Source organism: Pseudarthrobacter defluvii, from assembly GCF_030323865.1.
Taxonomy (GTDB): Bacteria; Actinomycetota; Actinomycetes; order Actinomycetales; family Micrococcaceae; genus Arthrobacter; species Arthrobacter sedimenti.
Map to the genome: position 1 here is coordinate 655,400 of NZ_CP066362.1, position 18,075 is coordinate 673,474.

The window sequence follows — 18,075 nt, forward strand, 5'->3', positions numbered from 1 at the left end:
TGTGTAAGTATTGCTGCCCTGGTTTTATGCCTTGGCCGGCCCCGCGGCGGGGAGGCGCACGGCGAACTCGGTCCTGCCGGGCCGCGAGACCAGTTCCACGGTGCCGCCATGCGCGGCCACGATGGACTCAACAATGGACAGCCCCAGCCCTGATGACCCTTCCGAGCCGGAGCGGGCGGTGTCGGCCCGGGTGAAGCGGCTGAAAATGCTGCCCTGGAACTCGGCCGGGATACCCGGACCGTCGTCGGTAACCGTGACCACCACGCTCCCGTCTGCGGAGCGCATCACGCCGGTGGTTACCGTGGTGCCCGCCGGCGTGTGCTTCCGGGCGTTGGAGAGCAGGTTGGCCAGCACCTGGTGCAGCTGCGTGGTGTCCCCGCGGACCGTGACAGGTTCGTCGGGCAACTTCAGCTGCCAGGTGTGGTCCGGGGCCATGACCTTTTCGTCGCTGACGGTTTCGATGACCAGCTGGGTCAGGTCCACATCCGTGGTCTCGGTTGCCTTGCCCTCGTCCAGGCGGGCCAGCAGCAGCAGGTCCTCCACCAGCGCAGTCATCCGCTCCGACTGGCTCTGGACGCGGCCCAGCGACTTTTGTCCGTCCTCGGTAAGGTGCTCGGTCATGCGCATTAGCTCGGTGTACCCGCGAATGGCGGTCAGCGGAGTTCGAAGTTCATGGGAGGCGTCGGCAACGAACTGGCGCACCTTCATTTCGCTGCGTTGCCGGGCTTCCAGCGCGCTGGAGACGTTGTCCAGCATCAGGTTCAGGGCGTGGCCCACACTTCCTACCTCCGTGGTGGGGTGCGCTGCGGAGGGCGGCACGCGCACGGCGAGCGCCACCTCACCGGCATCCAGGGGCAGCTTGGAAACCTTGGTGGCAACGTCCGACAGCTGTTCCAGTGGCCGCATGGTCCTACGGATCATGGCAGTGCCGGCCAACCCGATCAGGACCAGGCCGCCCAGCGAGACCAGCACCATGGTCAGCACCAGTGAGGCCTCGGTGCTTTGCTTCATCGACAGCGGCAGTCCCGTGATCACCACGTCGCCGTACGCGGTCTGGGTGGCCAGCACCCGGTAGTCGCCGTTGGACAGCTCGCGGTCCACCGGCAGGCCATCGTGGGGGAGTGCCTGCAGGGTGGCAACATCAGAGGAGGTCAAGGATGTCCGCGTGAAGTCGGAGGAAAGGAAGCCAGCCTCCCTGCTTACCTGCCCGTTCACCACCCTGGCATTCAGCGTTCCCACACTCTGCCCGCGCGCGTCGAGGGGATCGGGGCGGCCGGACGGGTTGCCTTCGGGCGGCCGGCCGCGGGACGCCAGCTTCAGCTGCGCATCCAGTTGATTGGTGAGGACCACGTCCATCGAGGCATAGCTGACCACGCCGATCGCGCCGGAGATGGCCACCAGGAGCGCCATGGAGAGCAGGATCAGGCGGGTGCGGAGGTGCCAGGTGGAGGGGTTGAACCAGGACCGGCCGGCAGGCCGGGGGACACCGGAAAGCGATGACATGCTTTTCCTTGGCTAGTCTGCGGGTTTGATGACATAGCCCGCCCCGCGCACGGTGTGGATCATCGGCGGATGGTTGGCTTCGATCTTCTTGCGCAGGTAGGAAATGTACAGTTCCACGATGTTCGCCTGGCCGCCGAAGTCGTAGTCCCACACGTGGTCCAGGATCTGGGCTTTGCTGACCACGCGCTTGGGGTTCTCCATCAGGTAGCGGAGCAACTCGAACTGGGTTGCCGTCAGCTGGATCTCCTCTCCGGCGCGGGTGACTTCCCGGGTGTCCACGTTGAGCACCAGGTCGCCCACCACCAGTTCGGCGGTGTCCATGGCGGCCACCCCGGAGCGCTGCACCAGGCGGTGCAGGCGCAGCAGCACTTCCTCCATGCTGAATGGCTTGGTGACGTAGTCGTCCCCGCCGGCGGCCAGCCCCACGATGCGGTCCTGGACGGCGTCCTTTGCCGTCAGGAAGAGCGCAGGCACCTCCGGGGCAAAGGCGCGGATCCTGCCCAGCAGCTCCACGCCGTCGAACCCGGGGAGCATGACATCAAGCACCAGGACGTCCGGGTGGAAGTCCTTGGCCAGTTTGACTGCGGTGGGCCCATCCCCGGCCACGGCCACCGACCACCCGGCCATGCGCAGCCCCATGCTCATGAGCTCGGACAGGCTGGGCTCGTCATCCACCACCAGGGCACGGATGGGGGAGCCGTCGGGGTGGGTGAGCTGCGGAAGGTTGTTGGTCATGGGGTGCGGGGATGCCATGGGACAACCCTCCGATCTGCCGGTTTGCCGATGCTTTGCCGTTGCTGTGTTCCAGCTGTGAGCTCCAGCCTAGCCAGCGGGGACGCCCAGCACACGGAGCCCGGGCTTAGTCCGGACCGGGGCTGTCCCGCCAGGTCACAGGCAGCCTTGGCCTGCGGCACAGGCGCCGCACAGCAAACCGGCAGAACCTGATCGAACAACAGGACAGCAGCATCACCACCATCAAATCAATTCTTGGAGAAAGCCATGGATCAGCAGGACAACCGAGCCGTCCCCGACGCGTCAGCACAGAAGGGGCAGCCGGCACCCGTGTGGGGCGGCGCCCCGGCCGACCACGCCAACGACGCCCCGGACCACGCCACGTACGAGCCGATTCCGCAACAGCCTGCACAGGGCTGGGGCGCGCCCGTACCCGGTTCGCCTTCCGCAGGATGGGGCACGACGCCGGCAGCCGGCCAGGAGCCCCGCCCCGGCACAGGGTGGGGCGCGGCGCAGCCGTACGCACCAGGCGCTACGCCGCGGACCGGGAAAGGAAGCTGGACTGCAAAGAAGGGTTTGCTGGTGGGTGGAGTGGCGGTGGTAGTTGCCGCAGCAGCCGGTGCCGGCGCCTACGCCGCCGGAAACGGCTCCACTGCTGCTTCAGCCAACAACGGCTTGGGCGCAGGTGCCAACGGCCAGTTCGGTCCCGGCGGGCAAGGCGGCATGAACGGGCAAAGCGGTATGAACGGGCAAGGCGGCATGGCGGGCCCGGGTAGCCAAACCGGCACAGACGGTGGCGGGACAGGGCGCGACATGGACGGCGGCATGGGGCTGGACGGCGGTCCCGGTGGTCTGGGGATGGGCGGAGCAGGCCTCAATGCAGCCGTCCACTCTGAATATGTGGTCCTGCGGGACTCCAGTTACGTGACCATGGCAGGACAAACCGGCACCGTGACGGAGATTTCGGGAACCTCCCTGACCGTCAAGAGCGAGGACGGTTTTTCCCGCACCTACGCCGTGGGCAGCGATGTCCAGGTGACACAGGGTATGCGGCAGCGCGGCGGTTCCACCGGCAGCACGCTCAGCCTGTCAAGCGTGACCACCGGAGCGACTGTCCGCATTACGGCGCTGAAGAATTCGGACACCTACACCGCGCAGACCATCCAGCTTGCAGCGGCCGGCACTGCAACAACTCCCAACCCGGGAACCAGCAGCAACTAAGGGCCGGGACAACGAGCACCGCCGTCACTTCCCACTCATCCTGCCTCCGGCCGGAGGATTTTCAGCAGAAAAATATGCCGGGGGCAGGACGGTGGCTGGACACGGGCTAACCGGCGGTAGGCGATTCCACGTCAAACGGTTGAATTTCGATGCTGTTCGGCGTTGCCGCAAACAGGCGAATAATATTTCGGGAACGGGCCAAAATAGGTGGTCCCACCGGATAAGAGTCGAAATATAAGCCCGCTGCCGAACTAGTGACATCGACCACAATTCCGGGATTTGTCTCACAATGCGGACCCTTCGGTCCATTGTTACTTGCAAGTTGGCATTGTTACGCTGCACACTTCCAATGTGAACAAGAACTCAACAGCACCTGCAGCCGCAGAATATTGGCCCAGCACATCCGCTGCTGCCGACATGCGCTGTTGTCGAATGCACGCCTGACCTTCCCACCCACCGAAGTTCTTAGGCATTCGCCCCCAAGCCCAGCGTCGGGCGCCCCTCCCCGCTCTGTGCAATCGGGGAAGTCAGCATTCGAGCCGCGAAGACGGCCATTTCACATTGAGGTAAGCATTCCATGTCAGTAGCATCCGGATACGTCCACATCTCTGTCCGTAACGCCGCCAAGGCAGGCCAGTCTTCGGGCCTCCGTCCCGGTTTCGGCCCGCGGCAGGCGCTCGCTCCCTCCACCTCCGGAAGCAGCTTTCCCGGCCAGGGTTTCGCCCCGCAGGGATACAACCCCAACTCCTACGGCCAGCTCCGCGCCGTGCACCCCACTGAGCCCGCTCCCGTTACTGCCCCTACCCCTGTAGTGCCCGGCGCAAACTCTGTCCGCCCGGTAGCCAACGAAAACGTGGCCCGCGGCTTCGTCCTCTACATGGGCATCGACGAGGAAACCGCAGCCGCAGCCGGCACCTCCATCGCCAAGCTCGCCCAGGAAATCCGCGCTTACGCCCAGTCGCTGGTCTCCGGCGCCGAGAGCTACGCCGCCGTGGCAGTAGCCCCCGCAGGCACCCCAGGTTCCGCGCTCGACGTCGTCCGCTCCACCTTCGGCGACCCCACCGTCAACTCCCGCCAGCGCACCGAGGCCCCACGCCCTGCCCAGCAGCAGGAACCGCGCCCGTCCGGCGTCCTCATCGACCTTGCCCGCCGCGAAGTCCACCTCGACGGCGAATCCCTCAACCTCACCTTCAAGGAGTTCGAACTCCTCAACTACCTCGTGGAAAACGGCACCCGCACCGTGGGCCGCGACGAACTCCTCGAAGGACTGTGGCGCAACGCCGAAGAAGTGCCCAACGAGCGCACCATCGACGTCCACATCCGCCGTCTCCGCTCCAAGCTGGGCCGGCTCGCCAACACCGTCCGCACCGTCCGCGGCCAGGGTTACCGGTTCTACGAGCACCCGGAAGTTGTTGTCTGGGCCGCTCCGGAGTACTCGATCTAAGTCTCTTGCGCACGAAGGCGACCTGTTCCCGTGGAACTGGTCGCCTTCGCTCTCGCGAGGCATCCTTCGGCGCCTGCGCTCGTTCCTCCCCACCGCCACCCTCGCCTCGCAAGCTCGGCCAGGGAACCCTGGCGGCGTGGGCCCAACGCAACAACGGCGCTGTCGGGACATGCCGCCTTTCGGCGTTAGGACAGCCCTCTCCAAGCACTGTGCCTTCCCGCCTGCTTGGCCTCGCGTCACTGTGGGCATGCTTTGGGAACCTTGTCTGTGGCTGCGCCCTGATTTCGCGGGCCTTGTCTCGTTGCCTGCTCATGAAAGCGTGCTCTGCGTGACGCCCGTGTCTGCTGTTCCCTCCTGTCCTTTGCTGCGCTTGCTGGGGCTAGGCTTGGGCCATGAGTTCGCACCATGTCCGACGCCTTGTGATCATGCGCCATGCCAAGGCGGACTGGCCGGGCGGGGTGGACGACCATGAGCGGCCCCTCGAGGAGCGCGGGCACCGGGAAGCTCCGCTGGCCGGCCGTTGGCTGCTGAAGCACAACATCGTTCCGGACTTCATCCTGTGCTCCAGCGCCTTGCGGACCCGGCAAACCTGTACATGGGTCTGCTCAGAGCTCGGCGACAAGGCCCCCACGCCCAAGCTTGAAGACGGCCTCTACGCGGCGTCGGCCCTCCGGATGCTCACCGTGGTCAACCATGTGCCGGACACCGTAACCACGTTGATGCTGATCGCGCACCTGCCGGGCGTCCAGGACCTGGCGATGCACCTCGCTTCACGTGACTCCGACCACGACGCCTACATGGACGCCGCCACCCGTTTTCCCACCAACGCCCTGACGGTCCTGGAAACGGAGAAGCCGTGGGCCGAACTGGACGGGCAGGACGCCCGGATCACCCGATTTACAGTTCCCCGCGCACACTAGGATCCGGCCAAACCAGCCCGGGCCCACTAGGATCCGGCCAAACCAGTCCCGGGCCCGCTAGGCACCTGGCACGCTGGCGGCAATCTCGCGCAGCAGTCCGGCGACGTGCCTGATCCCTGGGCTGGCCGTCATGGTCCGGCGGTGGACCAGTCCCACGTGCCGGGCCTGGACCGGGTTGACCACGGGAACAGCCGCAACCCCTGACGGCAGTGCCGGCCGCCCCAGCCGGGGGACGAGTGCAACCGCCACCCCCTGCTCCACCAGGGCGATGTGCGTGGCGAAATCGGGATCGTAGACCCGGATGTCCGGCACGCGCCCCAAGTCGGCGAAAATCCGGAGCAACGCCTCATTGCAGATTGCTCCGGCCGGCGTGCTGATCCATTCCTCGTCGACCAGCTCGGCCGGCTCAACCTCAGGCCGCTGCGCCAACGGGTGGCTGCGGTGGACCAGGAGGTCGGCGACATCCTCGCACAGCCATTCCAACGTCAAGTGTTCCGGTATCACCAGCGGCACGGAGTTCCAGTTGTGCACCAGGCCGAGGTCCGCTTCGCCGTTCGCCACCCGGGCCACGGCTTCGCGCGGATCCTCCGCCAGGACGGCAACGCTCAGCGCCGCGCCTGACTGCTCCAGCCGCGCCAGCAACGGGCCTACAAGCCCGCGGCAGGCGGTGGAAAATGACACAATCTTCAGGCTGCCGCTGGGCTTTGCTGGGTCCGCCAACAGCGTGGACTGCAGCTCTTCCAGTTCGGCCAGGATGCGCCGGCCGTACGCGGCCAAGGCGAGCCCGCGCTCTGTCAGCAGGACGCCGCGGCCACGGCGCTCCAGGACGGCGAAGCCTGCTTCCTTCTCCAGCTTCTTCACCTGCTGGGACACGGCCGAGGGGCTGAACCCGATGGCCTCGGCGGCAGCAATGACGGAACCGTGTTGCTCAATTCCTGCCAGTGCCCGCAGTGAGCCGATGTCGATCATGAAGCAAAGGTACATGATCGAGCGCATAAATGAGCGCTGGTGCTTCATCCGCTGCTCTGGGACAGTGGAAGCGTGAACCTGCGAGACTCCCTCCTTGCCGTCCTCGTGGCCCTGCTCTGGGGCCTGAACTTCGTTGCCATCGACATCGGGCTGCACGCGGGCGGACAAGACTTCCCGCCGCTGCTGTTCGTTGCCATGCGCTTCGTCCTGGTGGTCTTCCCGTGGATCTTCTTCATCAGGAAACCGGATGTCAGCTGGAAGGCCATCATCGGCGTCGGACTCTTCATGAGCGCCGGACAGTTCGGCCTTCTCTACCTTGCCATGGCACTGGGCATGCCCGCAGGGCTCGCTTCCCTGGTCCTGCAGGCGCAGGTTCTGCTGACAGTCCTCCTCGCTGCCGCCTTCCTGGGCGAACGCCCCACCCGGCGGCAGCTCGCGGGAGTGGTGCTCGGCGTCGCCGGCCTCGCGCTCGTGGCTGTGGGCCGCAGTGCCGTGGCCCCGCTGCTGCCGCTGGTCATCGTCCTGGCCGCGGCCCTGTCATGGGCAGCCGGCAATGTCATCGTCCGCAGGGCCAAAGCAGCGTCGGGTCTGGGGCTGGTGGTCTGGTCCGGCGCTGTGGTTCCACTCCCGCTGGGCGCGCTGTCCCTACTGCTGGACGGGCCGGACACCGTGTGGCAGTCACTGTCCACCCTCCAGGCCCCGACTGTCCTTAGTGCCCTCTATACCGCAGTTTTCGCTTCACTGGTGGGCTACGGAATCTGGAATCGGCTCCTTGCCAGCCACCCGTCGTCGGCCGTTGTCCCCTTCACCCTGCTGGTCCCGGTGGTGGGCATGACCGCTGCGTGGCTGGTCCTTGCGGAGGTGCCGTCGCCTACGGAGATGGCGGGCGGACTGCTCCTGCTGGGTGGTGTTGCGACGGCGGTGCTGACCAGTGGGGGCCGTCGTCGTCAGCGTCGGGAGGCGGAGCCGCTGCCGGACCTGGGTGCAGGCCTGGCCGCAGGGGATCCTGACGACGGCTGGCGCTTGGCTGCCGCAGCCGGGCCTCCGGCCGGGGTCCGGGAAGCGGAGGGCCGCTGAAGGGTGGCTGCCTGGGTGCCGGCCCGCGGAGCCACATTCCGCTGGCCCGCCTGCGGACGCTGAGCCGCTGACCTGCCTTGGCCCTGGGCGGCTCCCCTGGCCGCGGGGCGGGCTGCAGGAGAAGTTCCGCGGCCTGCGGACGAAGGCCTGCGCGCCGCCGTCGTCCGTCCCTTGCCCGGCCACAAGGCACCCAGGAACAGGATGCCGAAGGTTGCCGCAAGGGCACCGGCAGCGCCGATGAAGTAGTTGTCGGGGTCGCGGGTGGGGAGCGGGGTGCCCAGGAAGGACGACTGGCCGTCGAACGCCAATTCCCAGGTGCTGAGGAACGCCAGCGAAAAGCCGAGGGCCAGGGCGGTCCCGGCACCTGCGGCCAGCAGGGCAAAGCGCCGCCGCCGGAGCAGGATCTCGGCCAGCGCGGCAAGGTAGGCCAGCGCCAGGACACCCAGGAATGCGACGAACACCGGCTCGGCGAGGGTCATTGCGGTGAGCACCAGCAGTCCCGCAGCGACGATGCCGCAGATCACCGCAAACTTTCCGCTCTTTCCCGTATGGCGCATGTGCTCCATCATCCCCGAGGAGCGGGCCCCTTCAGGACGTAGCCGCGCATGATGGCCATGATTGCTGCAACACTTTGGTCACGGGTGCGCTCGGGGTTGTACGTCTGCCGGTCCAGGCCCACCACGAAGCAGGCGCCAAAGATGGCGGTCTCCAGGCTGCCCCGGGACACCGAACCGTCCACCGGGTATGCCTTGGCCACCTTCTCCACGGCCTGGCCGATGACTTCAAGGAGCTCCGCACGCAGGACGGAGAACGTGCCCTGCCACTCGCTGGGGATCCGCCAGTTCTCACTTACCCAGAGGCGGGCGAAGGAAGGGTACTCCGCCATGAAATCCATGGCCTGCCCGATCATCGCCTCCATGGCCAGCAGCGGGTCGCTGCCCGTTCCTTCGGCGTCGGCGGCCTCGAGGAGCCGCGCCTTGAGGATGTCCACGCCATGCCGCAGGAGCTGCGCGATCAGCTCTGACTTGCTGCCGAAGTTGTAGTACACCGTGCCCTTGGAGACCCCCGCGGCCGCCGCGATCTCGTCGACCGTGACGCTGGCCGCCCCGCGCTCGCCGATCAGCTCCATGGAGGCATCGAAGAGCTTCTGGCGGGTGGCGTTGGTCCGGGCCGGGCGGAGGCTCTTGGCAGCGGCCATGGGTTCTGTGGTCATACTGCGATCTCCGGTTTCAGCGTCTTGAGCGTCCAGAACTTATTCTTGCGCACTGCGAGCGTGGACAGCACCGCCCCCAGCAGGGTGTAACCCACAAGACCCGCCAGGGTGGGGAGGATCATTGACAGGTCACCGCCGTAGATCAGGTGCCGCATGCCGGTCACTACATATCCCATGGGCAGGACCTGGTGCACCACATGCAGCGGCTGCGGGGTGGTCTGCCACGGGAACGTGCCGCCGGACGACACCAGCTGCAGGACCAGGAGGATCAGCACCACCAGCTTTCCGGGGGAACCCAGCAGCGCCACGATGCCCTGGATGAGGGCGCTGAAGGCCATGGCAGCGGCCAGCATCAGCAGCCACATCAGGACCGGGTGGGCGGGATTGAGCCCCAGTGCCACGTCCGCCACCAGGGTCAACAGCGAGGCCTGGACCACCGAGACCAGGAAGAAGGGCAGCCAGCCGCCCAGGGCGATCTTCCACGACGGCGCGTTGGAGGCAAGTGCCCGCTGCGTGATGGGGCGCATGGCCTGGACCAGCATGAAGATCCCGATCCACATGGCCAGCGTGAGGAAGAACGGTGCCAGGCCTGCGCCGTAGGACCCTGCCTTGGCCTGGGAGACGTTGCTGACCGCCACGGGATCGGCCATCACCTGGGACAGGTTGTTCTTTTGGGCGTCGTCGGGGTTGGGGACCTGCCCGGCGCCCTTCCCGATCTCGTCCGCCAGGGTCCGTGAGCCGGTGGCTGCCTGCGCCGCGCCGTCGGAAACCTGGGCTGCGCCGATGTCCACTTTGTGTGCCCCGTCGGCAAGGCCTGCGGCACCGTCGACGGCTGACTGCTCACCGGCTGCCAGCGCTGCGGCCCCGCTGTGCAGCTGGTCAGCCCCTGCCGAGGCCTGCCCGATGGCGTCCGTGAGTGCCGGCATGCCGGCCGCCAGCTGTGCGGCCCCCGCGCTGACTGCCTGGGAACCGTCGGCGAGCTGCTGGACCTGGGCCGCGTCTGTGTGGATTTTGCTCTTGGCGGCTGCCACCGGACTGGAAGCCGCTGCCGCGTCGAAGTCTGCCAGGACCTTGTTGGCCTGGTCCTGGGTCAGGACGCCGGAGGCCACCAGCTGGCTGTTGGACTCCACCACGCGGGACCGGAGGCCCTGGTCTGCGGCGTCCAGCTGGGCGGCCACATCCTGGACCCTGGCGTTGAGCTGGGCGTTTCCGGCCGCGACCTGGGCGGCGCCGGAAGCAAGCCTTTGCGTGTCTGCGGGCAGGGTGGCCGTTTTGTCCTTGAGGACCGCCAGGCCGCTGCTGAGCTGCCCTGCGCCGTCGGACAGTTGGTTGGCGCCGTCCCGCAGCTTCAGCTGGCCGGCGTACAACTGGTCCGCCCCGCTGCTCAGCGCCGAGGTCCCTTCGTGAAGGGTAACCGTTCCGTCCCTGAGCGTGGCCACACCGTCGGCCAGCTGGTTGGCGCCGTCCGCGGCCTGGACCATCTTGGAGTGGATGGTGCCGAAACCTGTCAGCAACTGGTTGGCGGTCTCCTCACCCACTTCCTTCGCCACAGTGGAGTGCACGGCAGTGGTCAGCTTGTCCACGATGGTGCTCAGGAGGTAATTGTTCGCATCGTTGGTGGTGACGTTCAGCATCGCCTGGCTGGCCGAGTCGAAGCTGCCCGGGGACACCAGGTTGGCGGAAAAGTCCTTGGGAATCCGGAGTGCAAAGGCGTACTGCCCGCTCCTGACGCCTGCATCGGCCGCCGCGGAGCTGTCCACAGGAATCCAGTGGAACACGTTGCCGTCCACCAGGCTGTCCGCCACCTTGGTCCCGGCCTCCAGCCGGGTCCCGTCTGCAGCTGTCGCGCCGGAGTCCTCCACCACCAGGGCGGCGTCCAGGTTGTTGAGGTGCCCGTAGGGATCCCAGTTCGCGTAGAGGTAAACAGCGCCGTAAAGCAGCGGGACCATGGCCAGGGCCAGGATGGTCAGCTTTGGCAGCAGCCCGCCGGTCATGCGCTTGAGTTCGGAGCGGGCCAGCCGCAGGACAGTCACTTGGCAACCTCGGTTTCGAGTGTGGTTCGGGTGTGTTCCGGGTCCTGCCCGGCTTCGGCGGCGTGCTTGCCGGGATGGCTGCCGGCGGAGGCCGTGTCGTCGTCGGCGTGGTCGTCGTCGAGCGGGTCGGAGCCGTCGGAAAGGACAGGGGCGGGCACCTCATTGCCGATTGCGGCAACCGGGCCGTCCCACCAAGCGGGGACGGCACTGACGGCCGCCACGACGGCGAGCGGCCGCCCGGCGTCGTACGCCAGCTCCTGGAGGCGCGGCAACCAGGTGAGCCCGTCTGCACTGTGGCGGTCCGGAGAGTCCACCACCAGCAGGTCGGTGCGCGGATTGGCCAGGGCCAGTGCCGTCAGCAGCTCAAGCCGCCGCTGGGGTTCCAGCTGCTCCGTCCACAGGTCCGCGATGTCCTCGAAGCGGTTGACCTTCAGCCACGGCCCGCTGAGCAACGCCCCCCGGTAGCGGCGGGGTATCAGGGCCAGGTCCTCGGTCACCAGGTCCCGGACGCTGAGGTGCTCCTCGGGCTCGTTCACGCCGGGGGAATCCACCAGCGCCGCCGCCAGCCGCAGCTGCTTGGTCCGCGGGCTGTTGTCCCAGCTGACGTCTCCGCCGGAGGCCTTCATCCGGCCGCTGAGCAGGAGGGACAGCGCGGTCCGCTGGTCCTGGCGCTCGCCGGTGACGAGCAGGAGCCCGCCCCGGCGAACCGTCAGCGAGGTGGGCGGAAGCAGCGGGTCCCGGCGTCCTTTGGCATGGAGCTGGCGTGCTGAGAGCAATGATTGCCTTTCGCAGAAGAAGTCTGCATCAAGGCTAACCGAACTGACTGGTCAGTTCAAATAGAGTCAGAGGCCGTATTTCTCCAGCAGGCGGAGCCATACCTCGCTGATGGTGGGGTAGGAGGGGACCGCGTGCCAGAGCCGGTCCAGCGGCACCTCGCCCACTACGGCGATGGTGGCCGCGTGCAGCAGTTCGGCCACGTCCGGGCCCGCGAAGGTGGCGCCCAGCAGGACCTTGCGGTCCTCGTCCACCACCAGCTGCGCCCAGCCTTCATAGTTCTCCGAGTGCAGTGAGGACCCCGCCACCTGGATGGGCAGTTCCACCGAGGACGCGTTGAATCCGTCCTTGCGGGCGGCCTGCAGCGTGCGTCCAACGCTGGCCAGCTCCGGGTCCGTGAAGACGACGCTGGGCACGGCATGCTGGTTTGCTGTTTGGGCATACCGGCTCCAGTCTCCGGGGGAGCCCTTGAGTTCGCCTTTGGCGCGGGCCGCGATGGCAGCGCCGGTGGCGCGTGCCTCGTACTTGCCCTGGTGGGTGAAGAGATTCTTGCCCGCCGCGTCTCCCACGGCGTAGAGCCAGGGCTCGTCGCCGGGTGTTTGCTGGACCAGGCCGGACATGTCCGCCGTCAGGGACAGGTGCCCGTGTTCGTCCGGCTCAAAGCCGACGTTTTCCAGGCCAAGGCCCTCCAATGCCGGGTGCCTGCCGGTGGAAACCAGCACCTTCTCCGACGTGACCGTGGATCCGTCGCCCAGGCTGACGGTGATGGTGCCGTCATCATTCCCGCTGATCCGTTCCGTGGATGTATGGAGTCGGAGTTCCACCCCGTCCGCCCGCAGTCCCGCCGCCACCAGTTCCGAGGCCTCTTTCGGAAAGCTGCCCAATAATCCGCTGCGCGCCACCAGTGTGACGCTGGAGCCAAGCCGGGCGAAGGCCTGGGCCAGTTCGGTCCCGGCCACGCCGCCGCCCAGTACTGTCAGCCGGTCCGGCACCTCGCTTGCCGAGGTCGCCTCACGCGTTCCCCATACCTGCACATCCTGCAGGCCTTCGATTGGCGGCGTGTTGGGGGCTGAACCGGTGGCCAGCACCACGGCATGCCGCGCCCGCAGCAGGTGTTGCGTCCCGTCCAGGCCGGCCACTTCCACCGTCTTTGGTCCCGTGAGCCAGCCGTGGCCGCGCACCAACTCGATGCCGGTGTCCTTTACCCATGAAACCTGGCTTTCATCCTGCCAGTTGGACGTGAAGTAGTTCCTGCGTTCCAGGACGGCGGCGGCATCCAAGGTCCGGGTCACCGCTTCCTTGGCGCCGGGGGTAGTCTGCGCTCCATGCAGTGCGGTGCCGGGGCGCAGCAGGGCCTTGGAGGGCATGCACGCCCAGTAGGAGCATTCGCCGCCCACCAGTTCCGCTTCCACGAGCACGGCCGTGAGCCCGCCCTCGACGACGCGGCCCGCCGCGTTTTCCCCCACGGCGCCTGCGCCGATAACAACAACATCAAATTCGCGCTCAGCGGCCTCGGGCATCATGTGCAAAGCCTAGCCGGGGATGACCTGGCTGACAGCACAAAAAAGGTCCGCACCGGCGAACCGGTGCGGACCTTGTTGGTGCGCCCAAAGGGATTCGAACCCCTGACCTTCTGTTCCGTAGACAGACGCTCTATCCAGCTGAGCTATGGGCGCATTCCGTGTCCCGGGAGAAGAACCGCTCTCCCTGAACCTCGAATTACTTTACGCGAGCCGGGGCGTGATGCCAAATCGAAGCGGCTGTAATCTGCGCGACTAGACCGGTCTAGGTGACCTTTGTCACTTAATTCGTCTTTTCGCGGCAATAATTCCTTGATTTCCCGCGGAATTCACTTTTGGTGACCGGAAATGTCAGTCAAGCTCCCCAAAAACTCCACTGGTCCGGACCATAGCATTTAGGACACACCGATGAACCCGAGGAAGGGAACTGCAATGGGCGATCTGGCGCAGAAGCCGCTGCTTGAGAAAGCACCCACCACACATGCCGGCCTGCTGGCATGGGTCGAAGAGGTTGCTGAGCTTACGCAGCCGGACCGCATCTACTGGGTTGACGGCTCCGAAGAGGAAAACACCCGCCTCACGGACGAGCTCGTTGCTGCCGGCACCCTGACCAGGCTCAACCCGGACCTGTTCCCGAACTCCTTCGCCGCGTTCTCGGATCCCGCTGACGTTGCCCGCGTCGAGGAGCAGACGTTCATCTGCTCCGAAAACAAGCGCGACGCCGGCTTCACCAACAACTGGATGGATCCGCGGGAGATGAAGGACAAGCTGCGTGGCCTGTTCGCCGGCTCCATGCGCGGCCGCACCATGTACGTCATCCCGTTCGTCATGGGCCACCTCGACGCCGAGGACCCCAAGTTTGGCGTCGAAATCACCGACAGCGCCTACGTGGTTGCCTCCATGCGCATCATGGCCAACATCGGTACCGCGGTGCTGGACAAGATCACCGAGACCAACGCCTTCTTCGTCCCGGCACTGCACTCCCTGGGCGCGCCCCTCGAGCCCGGCCAGGACGACGTCGCATGGCCCTGCAACCCGGACAAGTGGATCGTCCACTTCCCCGAAGAGCGCTCCATCTGGTCCTTCGGCTCCGGCTACGGCGGAAACGCCCTGCTGGGAAAGAAGTGCTACGCGCTGCGCATCGCCTCGGTGATGGCCCGTGACGAGGGCTGGCTGGCCGAGCACATGCTCATCCTCAAGCTGACCTCGCCGGAAAAGAAGAATTACTACGTTTCCGCCGCCTTCCCCTCCGCCTGCGGCAAGACCAACCTCGCGCTGCTCGATCCCACCATCGAAGGCTGGGAAGTGGAGACCCTGGGCGATGACATCACCTGGATGCGGATCGGCAAGGAAGGCGAACTCCGCGCCACCAACCCGGAAGCGGGCCTCTTCGGCGTTGCCCCCGGCACCGGCTGGGGCACCAACCCCAACGCCATGCGCGCCATCGCCAAGGGCCACAGCATCTTCACCAACGTCGCCCTGACCGACGATGGCGGCGTGTGGTGGGAAGGAATGACGGACGAGGTTCCGGCGCACCTGACCGACTGGCAGGGCAATTCCTGGACCCCTGATTCGGACAAGCCGGCTGCTCACCCGAACTCCCGGTTCTGCACGCCGATCGCGCAGATCGACATGCTTGCCGAGGAGTACTACAGCCCGGAAGGCGTGGAGCTTTCCGCCATCCTCTTCGGCGGACGCCGCAAGACCACCGTTCCGCTGGTCACCCAGGCCCGCAGCTGGACCAACGGCATCTTCATGGGCTCCACGCTGTCCTCCGAGACCACGGCCGCGGCCGCGGGCCAGGTGGGCGTGCTCCGCCGGGACCCCATGGCCATGCTGCCGTTCATCGGCTATGACGCCGGCGACTACCTGAAGCACTGGATCAGCGTCTCCGGCAAGGCCAACCCGGAACGCCTGCCCCACATCTTCCTAGTGAACTGGTTCCGCCGCACAGCTGACGGCGGCTTCGCCTGGCCCGGCTTCGGCGACAACGCCCGCGTCCTCAAGTGGGCCATCGAACGCATCGAGGGCAAGGCCGACGCCGTCGAGACCCCCATCGGATACGTCCCCGCCGGGCACGCGCTGGACGTCACCGGCCTGGACTTGACCCACGCCCACGTTGAAGACGCCGTCCGCGTCGACCGCGAAGAGTGGGATGCGGAGCTCGCCTCCATTGAGGAGTGGTACGCCAAGTTCGGCGACTCGCTGCCGGATGCCCTGCGCTCCGAGCTCGATTCCCTGAAGGACCGGATGTCCAGGCACTAGCAGCCGCCCGACCTTCCATACGACGACGGCCCCGCACCTTTGCGAAAAGGTGCGGGGCCGTCGCCGTTCTCCAACAGGGGCCTCCGCCGCCGTGGGTTCCCTGGCTGAGCGAAGCGAAGTCAGGGAGGCGGTGGGGACTCAGCTGGCGAGCCAGATGTCCGGACCGAAGACCTCGTAGTGGATCCGGGTGGCGGGGATGCCGGCGTTGATGGCCTCATTGCGGATGTTCTTCATGAACGGCAGCGGACCGCACAGGTAGAGGGAGGCGTTCGCGGGCAGGTCGACCTCGCGCAGGGACATGAAGCCCTCCTTGGCCCCGTCCACCGGCTTTTCCAGCCAGAGCTGCAGTTCGGCGCCGTCGAGGCGTTCCACGTCGTCCGTCATCTGGCTGCGCAGGGCCCAGCTATCCAGTGTGCTTTCGGCATGGAGCACCAGGACCTGCCGGTCGGATCCGGACTCGGCAAGGAAACGGAGGATGGAAGCGGTGGGGGTGCAGCCGATGCCTGCAGAGGCCAGGACCACCGGGCCGTCGCCCTCCTTGAGCGTGATTTCGCCGTAAGGGTTGGAAATCTCGACGACGTCGCCCACCTGGACGGTGTTGTGCAGCACGGGTGAGACCTCGCCGCCGTCGTCCAGCTTGGTAGTAAAGGTGCGGCTGGTGCCGGCGTCGCCGGAGAGGGAGTACTGCCGGACCTGGCGCAGCCCGTCTGCAACGGCGACCTTGACGCTGACGTACTGGCCGGGAAGGGCCGGGGTGACGGGGGTGTCGTCCGCGGGCTCCAGGGTGAAGGTCATGGACCCGGTTCCCGCGGGAGTCTTCGCGGCCACGCGCCAGGGAGTCCACATCTTATCGTTGGCCTGTGCAGCGTAGAGGCCCTTCTCGAGCTTGATCAGGGCGTCTGCCATGAGCCAGTACACCTCGGTCCAGGCTTCGGCGATCTCGGGGGTGATGACCTCGGCCAGGTCCTCGGCGATGGCTGCGAAGAGGTGCTCGTAGACCACCTGGTACTGCGGTTCGGTGATGCCCAGGGAGGCGTGGCGGTGGGCGATGCGCGACAGGACGGTTTCGGGCAGGGTGCCCGGGTTGTTCACCAGGTGGGTGGCGAAGGCAGCGATGCTGCCGGCGAGGGCCTGCTGCTGGTTGCCGGAGCGCTGGTTCGAGCGGCTGAACAAGCCATCCATCAGTTCTGGGTGCGCCGCGAAAAGGCGGGCGTAGAAGTTGGGAGTGATGGATCCGATCCGGGAGCCGACCAGTGGCAGGGTGGCCTCGATGACGGGGCGGGACTTGTCCGAGAGCATCTGTACTCCTGAGGTTATGGCCGGGGCCTTCGTCCGGCCGGAGGAAAACTCATATTTGAAATACGAGTATTTCTGCCTCATTTCTACACCTTGTAGAAGTTTGAACCAAACTGATAGCGAGCGACCGGATATGGGGAGGCTAGAGCCCGGCGCGGAGGCCGATCATCTGGAAAACGGGTGCCATCTGGCGGGCCTGCGGAAGGTCCCCGATGACCACCGAATCGAGCTCGGCGTAGAAGGCCTCGCGTGCGCGGGCCAAGGCGCCGCGCAGCCGGCACTCGTTGATGAGGGGGCAGTTTCCGGCGGGAGACACGCAGTCCGCGGGATCAGTGCGGCTATCGAGTTGCCGGAGGATCTGGCCTACTGTTGCGATCCGCCCCGCATGACTGAGCCGTGAACCTCCGGAGCGGCCGCGGACCACCTCGATCAGGCCCATGCTGCGCAGCTTGGCCATGGCCTTGCTGACGTGGTTGTAGGGCGTCCCCACCGAGTCCGCGATGCTCTGGGTCGTGAGCAGCGTTCCGTCGGGTACGGCCGCGAGCACCATGAGCGCGCGCAGGCTGACGTCAGCAAAGGCATTGATCTTCATGGCTGCAGTTCCGGTCTAGTCCACCCAGATAGTGGGCTCGCTGGCGTCCGCGCCCAGCTCGCCGAATTCCCAGGACTGGGTGGTGGCGTTGGCGGAGTAAGGCAGCACGGCTGCGAAGAGGGAGCCGTCCCGGTGTTCGGCGGCGACGTGGATGGCGTCCGAATCCTCCTCCACCAGGAGGATGTCGCAGACCACGGCCGCCGCACGGAAGTCGTCACGGTTCTGGCGCAGGAGTGCCTGCAGGTCGCCGATCATGGCGTCGGCGTCGAAGTCCCCGTCCGTGCCTTCCCCGGCATCCGCCGGGGAGACGGCAACCAGCCGCACCTCGCCGTCGTTCTGGACTGTCAGTGCGAAGGGCAGGAAGCCGCCATTGCGCTGGAGCTGCTCCTGGGCCGCGCTGACGCCTGTGCCCAGGAGATTCTCCAGGTCAGTTGCCGTGGCTTCGGAGACGGAATCGCGCCAGCTGTCCTGCCCGCCGTTGCCGTCCGCTGCCTGCCCCGTGTTGTCGGTCATCCG

At 66.6% G+C, this 18,075-nt stretch carries 15 protein-coding genes and 1 tRNA gene; 5 read left to right on the forward strand and 11 right to left on the reverse strand.

The annotated features are described in order from the left end of the window. Nucleotides 1-24: 24 nt before the first annotated feature. Nucleotides 25-1,503 (reverse strand): sensor histidine kinase, encoded by a 1,479-nt coding sequence (locus JCQ34_RS03200; RefSeq protein WP_286401759.1) that lies wholly within the window; start codon nucleotides 1,501-1,503, stop codon nucleotides 25-27. 12 nt (nucleotides 1,504-1,515) lie between these two features. Next, nucleotides 1,516-2,256: a response regulator transcription factor gene (locus JCQ34_RS03205; protein WP_142131170.1), complete on the reverse strand. Its 741-nt coding sequence runs from the start codon at nucleotides 2,254-2,256 to the stop codon at nucleotides 1,516-1,518. A gap of 246 nt (nucleotides 2,257-2,502) precedes the next feature. Between JCQ34_RS03205 and JCQ34_RS03210 the strand changes: the two genes are divergently transcribed. The 3 genes from JCQ34_RS03210 (at nucleotide 2,503) to JCQ34_RS03220 (ending at nucleotide 5,820) form a co-directional block, all read left to right on the forward strand. Next, nucleotides 2,503-3,456: a hypothetical protein gene (locus JCQ34_RS03210; protein ID WP_286401760.1), complete on the forward strand. Its 954-nt coding sequence runs from the start codon at nucleotides 2,503-2,505 to the stop codon at nucleotides 3,454-3,456. Nucleotides 3,457-4,033: 577 nt separating this feature from the next. Continuing rightward, a complete protein-coding gene (locus JCQ34_RS03215) occupies nucleotides 4,034-4,900 on the forward strand; it encodes a winged helix-turn-helix domain-containing protein (RefSeq protein ID WP_286401761.1) in 867 nt (288 codons plus the stop codon). Nucleotides 4,901-5,292: 392 nt separating this feature from the next. Then, nucleotides 5,293-5,820, forward strand: a complete 528-nt coding sequence (locus JCQ34_RS03220) for a SixA phosphatase family protein (protein WP_286401762.1) — start codon at nucleotides 5,293-5,295, stop codon at nucleotides 5,818-5,820. A 57-nt stretch (nucleotides 5,821-5,877) separates the two neighbouring features. Here the strand turns inward: JCQ34_RS03220 and JCQ34_RS03225 are convergent, their stop codons facing one another. Continuing rightward, the gene (locus tag JCQ34_RS03225) at nucleotides 5,878-6,789 is read right to left on the reverse strand and encodes a LysR family transcriptional regulator (protein WP_286404283.1); all 912 of its coding nucleotides are present in this window, start codon (nucleotides 6,787-6,789) and stop codon (nucleotides 5,878-5,880) included. Nucleotides 6,790-6,861: 72 nt separating this feature from the next. Here JCQ34_RS03225 and JCQ34_RS03230 point away from each other — a divergent pair, with 72 nt between their 5' ends. Next, the gene (locus JCQ34_RS03230; protein ID WP_286401763.1) at nucleotides 6,862-7,866 is read left to right on the forward strand and encodes an EamA family transporter; all 1,005 of its coding nucleotides are present in this window, start codon (nucleotides 6,862-6,864) and stop codon (nucleotides 7,864-7,866) included. A 565-nt stretch (nucleotides 7,867-8,431) separates the two neighbouring features. On the opposite strand, the gene JCQ34_RS03235 is transcribed toward JCQ34_RS03230, so the two are convergent. From JCQ34_RS03235 to JCQ34_RS03255, 5 genes are all read right to left on the reverse strand, one after another. Next, nucleotides 8,432-9,079 (reverse strand): TetR/AcrR family transcriptional regulator, encoded by a 648-nt coding sequence (locus JCQ34_RS03235; protein WP_286401764.1) that lies wholly within the window; start codon nucleotides 9,077-9,079, stop codon nucleotides 8,432-8,434. Further along, nucleotides 9,076-11,112 (reverse strand): YhgE/Pip domain-containing protein, encoded by a 2,037-nt coding sequence (locus JCQ34_RS03240; protein WP_286401765.1) that lies wholly within the window; start codon nucleotides 11,110-11,112, stop codon nucleotides 9,076-9,078. Before JCQ34_RS03240 ends, JCQ34_RS03235 begins: the two co-directional genes overlap by 4 nt. Continuing rightward, on the reverse strand, nucleotides 11,109-11,888 hold the full coding sequence (locus JCQ34_RS03245) for an ABC transporter ATP-binding protein (RefSeq protein WP_286401766.1): 780 nt from the start codon (nucleotides 11,886-11,888) through the stop codon (nucleotides 11,109-11,111). The genes JCQ34_RS03240 and JCQ34_RS03245 overlap by 4 nt, the downstream gene beginning before the upstream one ends. A 66-nt stretch (nucleotides 11,889-11,954) precedes the next feature. Further along, nucleotides 11,955-13,409: a dihydrolipoyl dehydrogenase family protein gene (locus JCQ34_RS03250; protein WP_286401768.1), complete on the reverse strand. Its 1,455-nt coding sequence runs from the start codon at nucleotides 13,407-13,409 to the stop codon at nucleotides 11,955-11,957. Between the two features lie 76 nt (nucleotides 13,410-13,485). Then, nucleotides 13,486-13,562, reverse strand: a tRNA-Arg gene (locus JCQ34_RS03255). A 276-nt stretch (nucleotides 13,563-13,838) separates the two neighbouring features. Between JCQ34_RS03255 and JCQ34_RS03260 the strand changes: the two genes are divergently transcribed. Continuing rightward, nucleotides 13,839-15,671, forward strand: a complete 1,833-nt coding sequence (locus JCQ34_RS03260) for a phosphoenolpyruvate carboxykinase (GTP) (RefSeq protein WP_286401770.1) — start codon at nucleotides 13,839-13,841, stop codon at nucleotides 15,669-15,671. A 138-nt stretch (nucleotides 15,672-15,809) separates the two neighbouring features. Here JCQ34_RS03260 and JCQ34_RS03265 read toward each other — a convergent pair whose 3' ends face one another. From JCQ34_RS03265 to JCQ34_RS03275, 3 genes are all read right to left on the reverse strand, one after another. Then, nucleotides 15,810-16,970: a globin domain-containing protein gene (locus JCQ34_RS03265; protein ID WP_286404284.1), complete on the reverse strand. Its 1,161-nt coding sequence runs from the start codon at nucleotides 16,968-16,970 to the stop codon at nucleotides 15,810-15,812. A gap of 139 nt (nucleotides 16,971-17,109) precedes the next feature. Then, complete coding sequence (locus tag JCQ34_RS03270) at nucleotides 17,110-17,559, reverse strand: RrF2 family transcriptional regulator (protein WP_286401772.1); 450 nt, start codon at nucleotides 17,557-17,559, stop codon at nucleotides 17,110-17,112. A 15-nt stretch (nucleotides 17,560-17,574) separates the two neighbouring features. Next, on the reverse strand, nucleotides 17,575-18,072 hold the full coding sequence (locus JCQ34_RS03275) for a hypothetical protein (RefSeq protein WP_286401774.1): 498 nt from the start codon (nucleotides 18,070-18,072) through the stop codon (nucleotides 17,575-17,577). Nucleotides 18,073-18,075 lie beyond the last annotated feature (3 nt).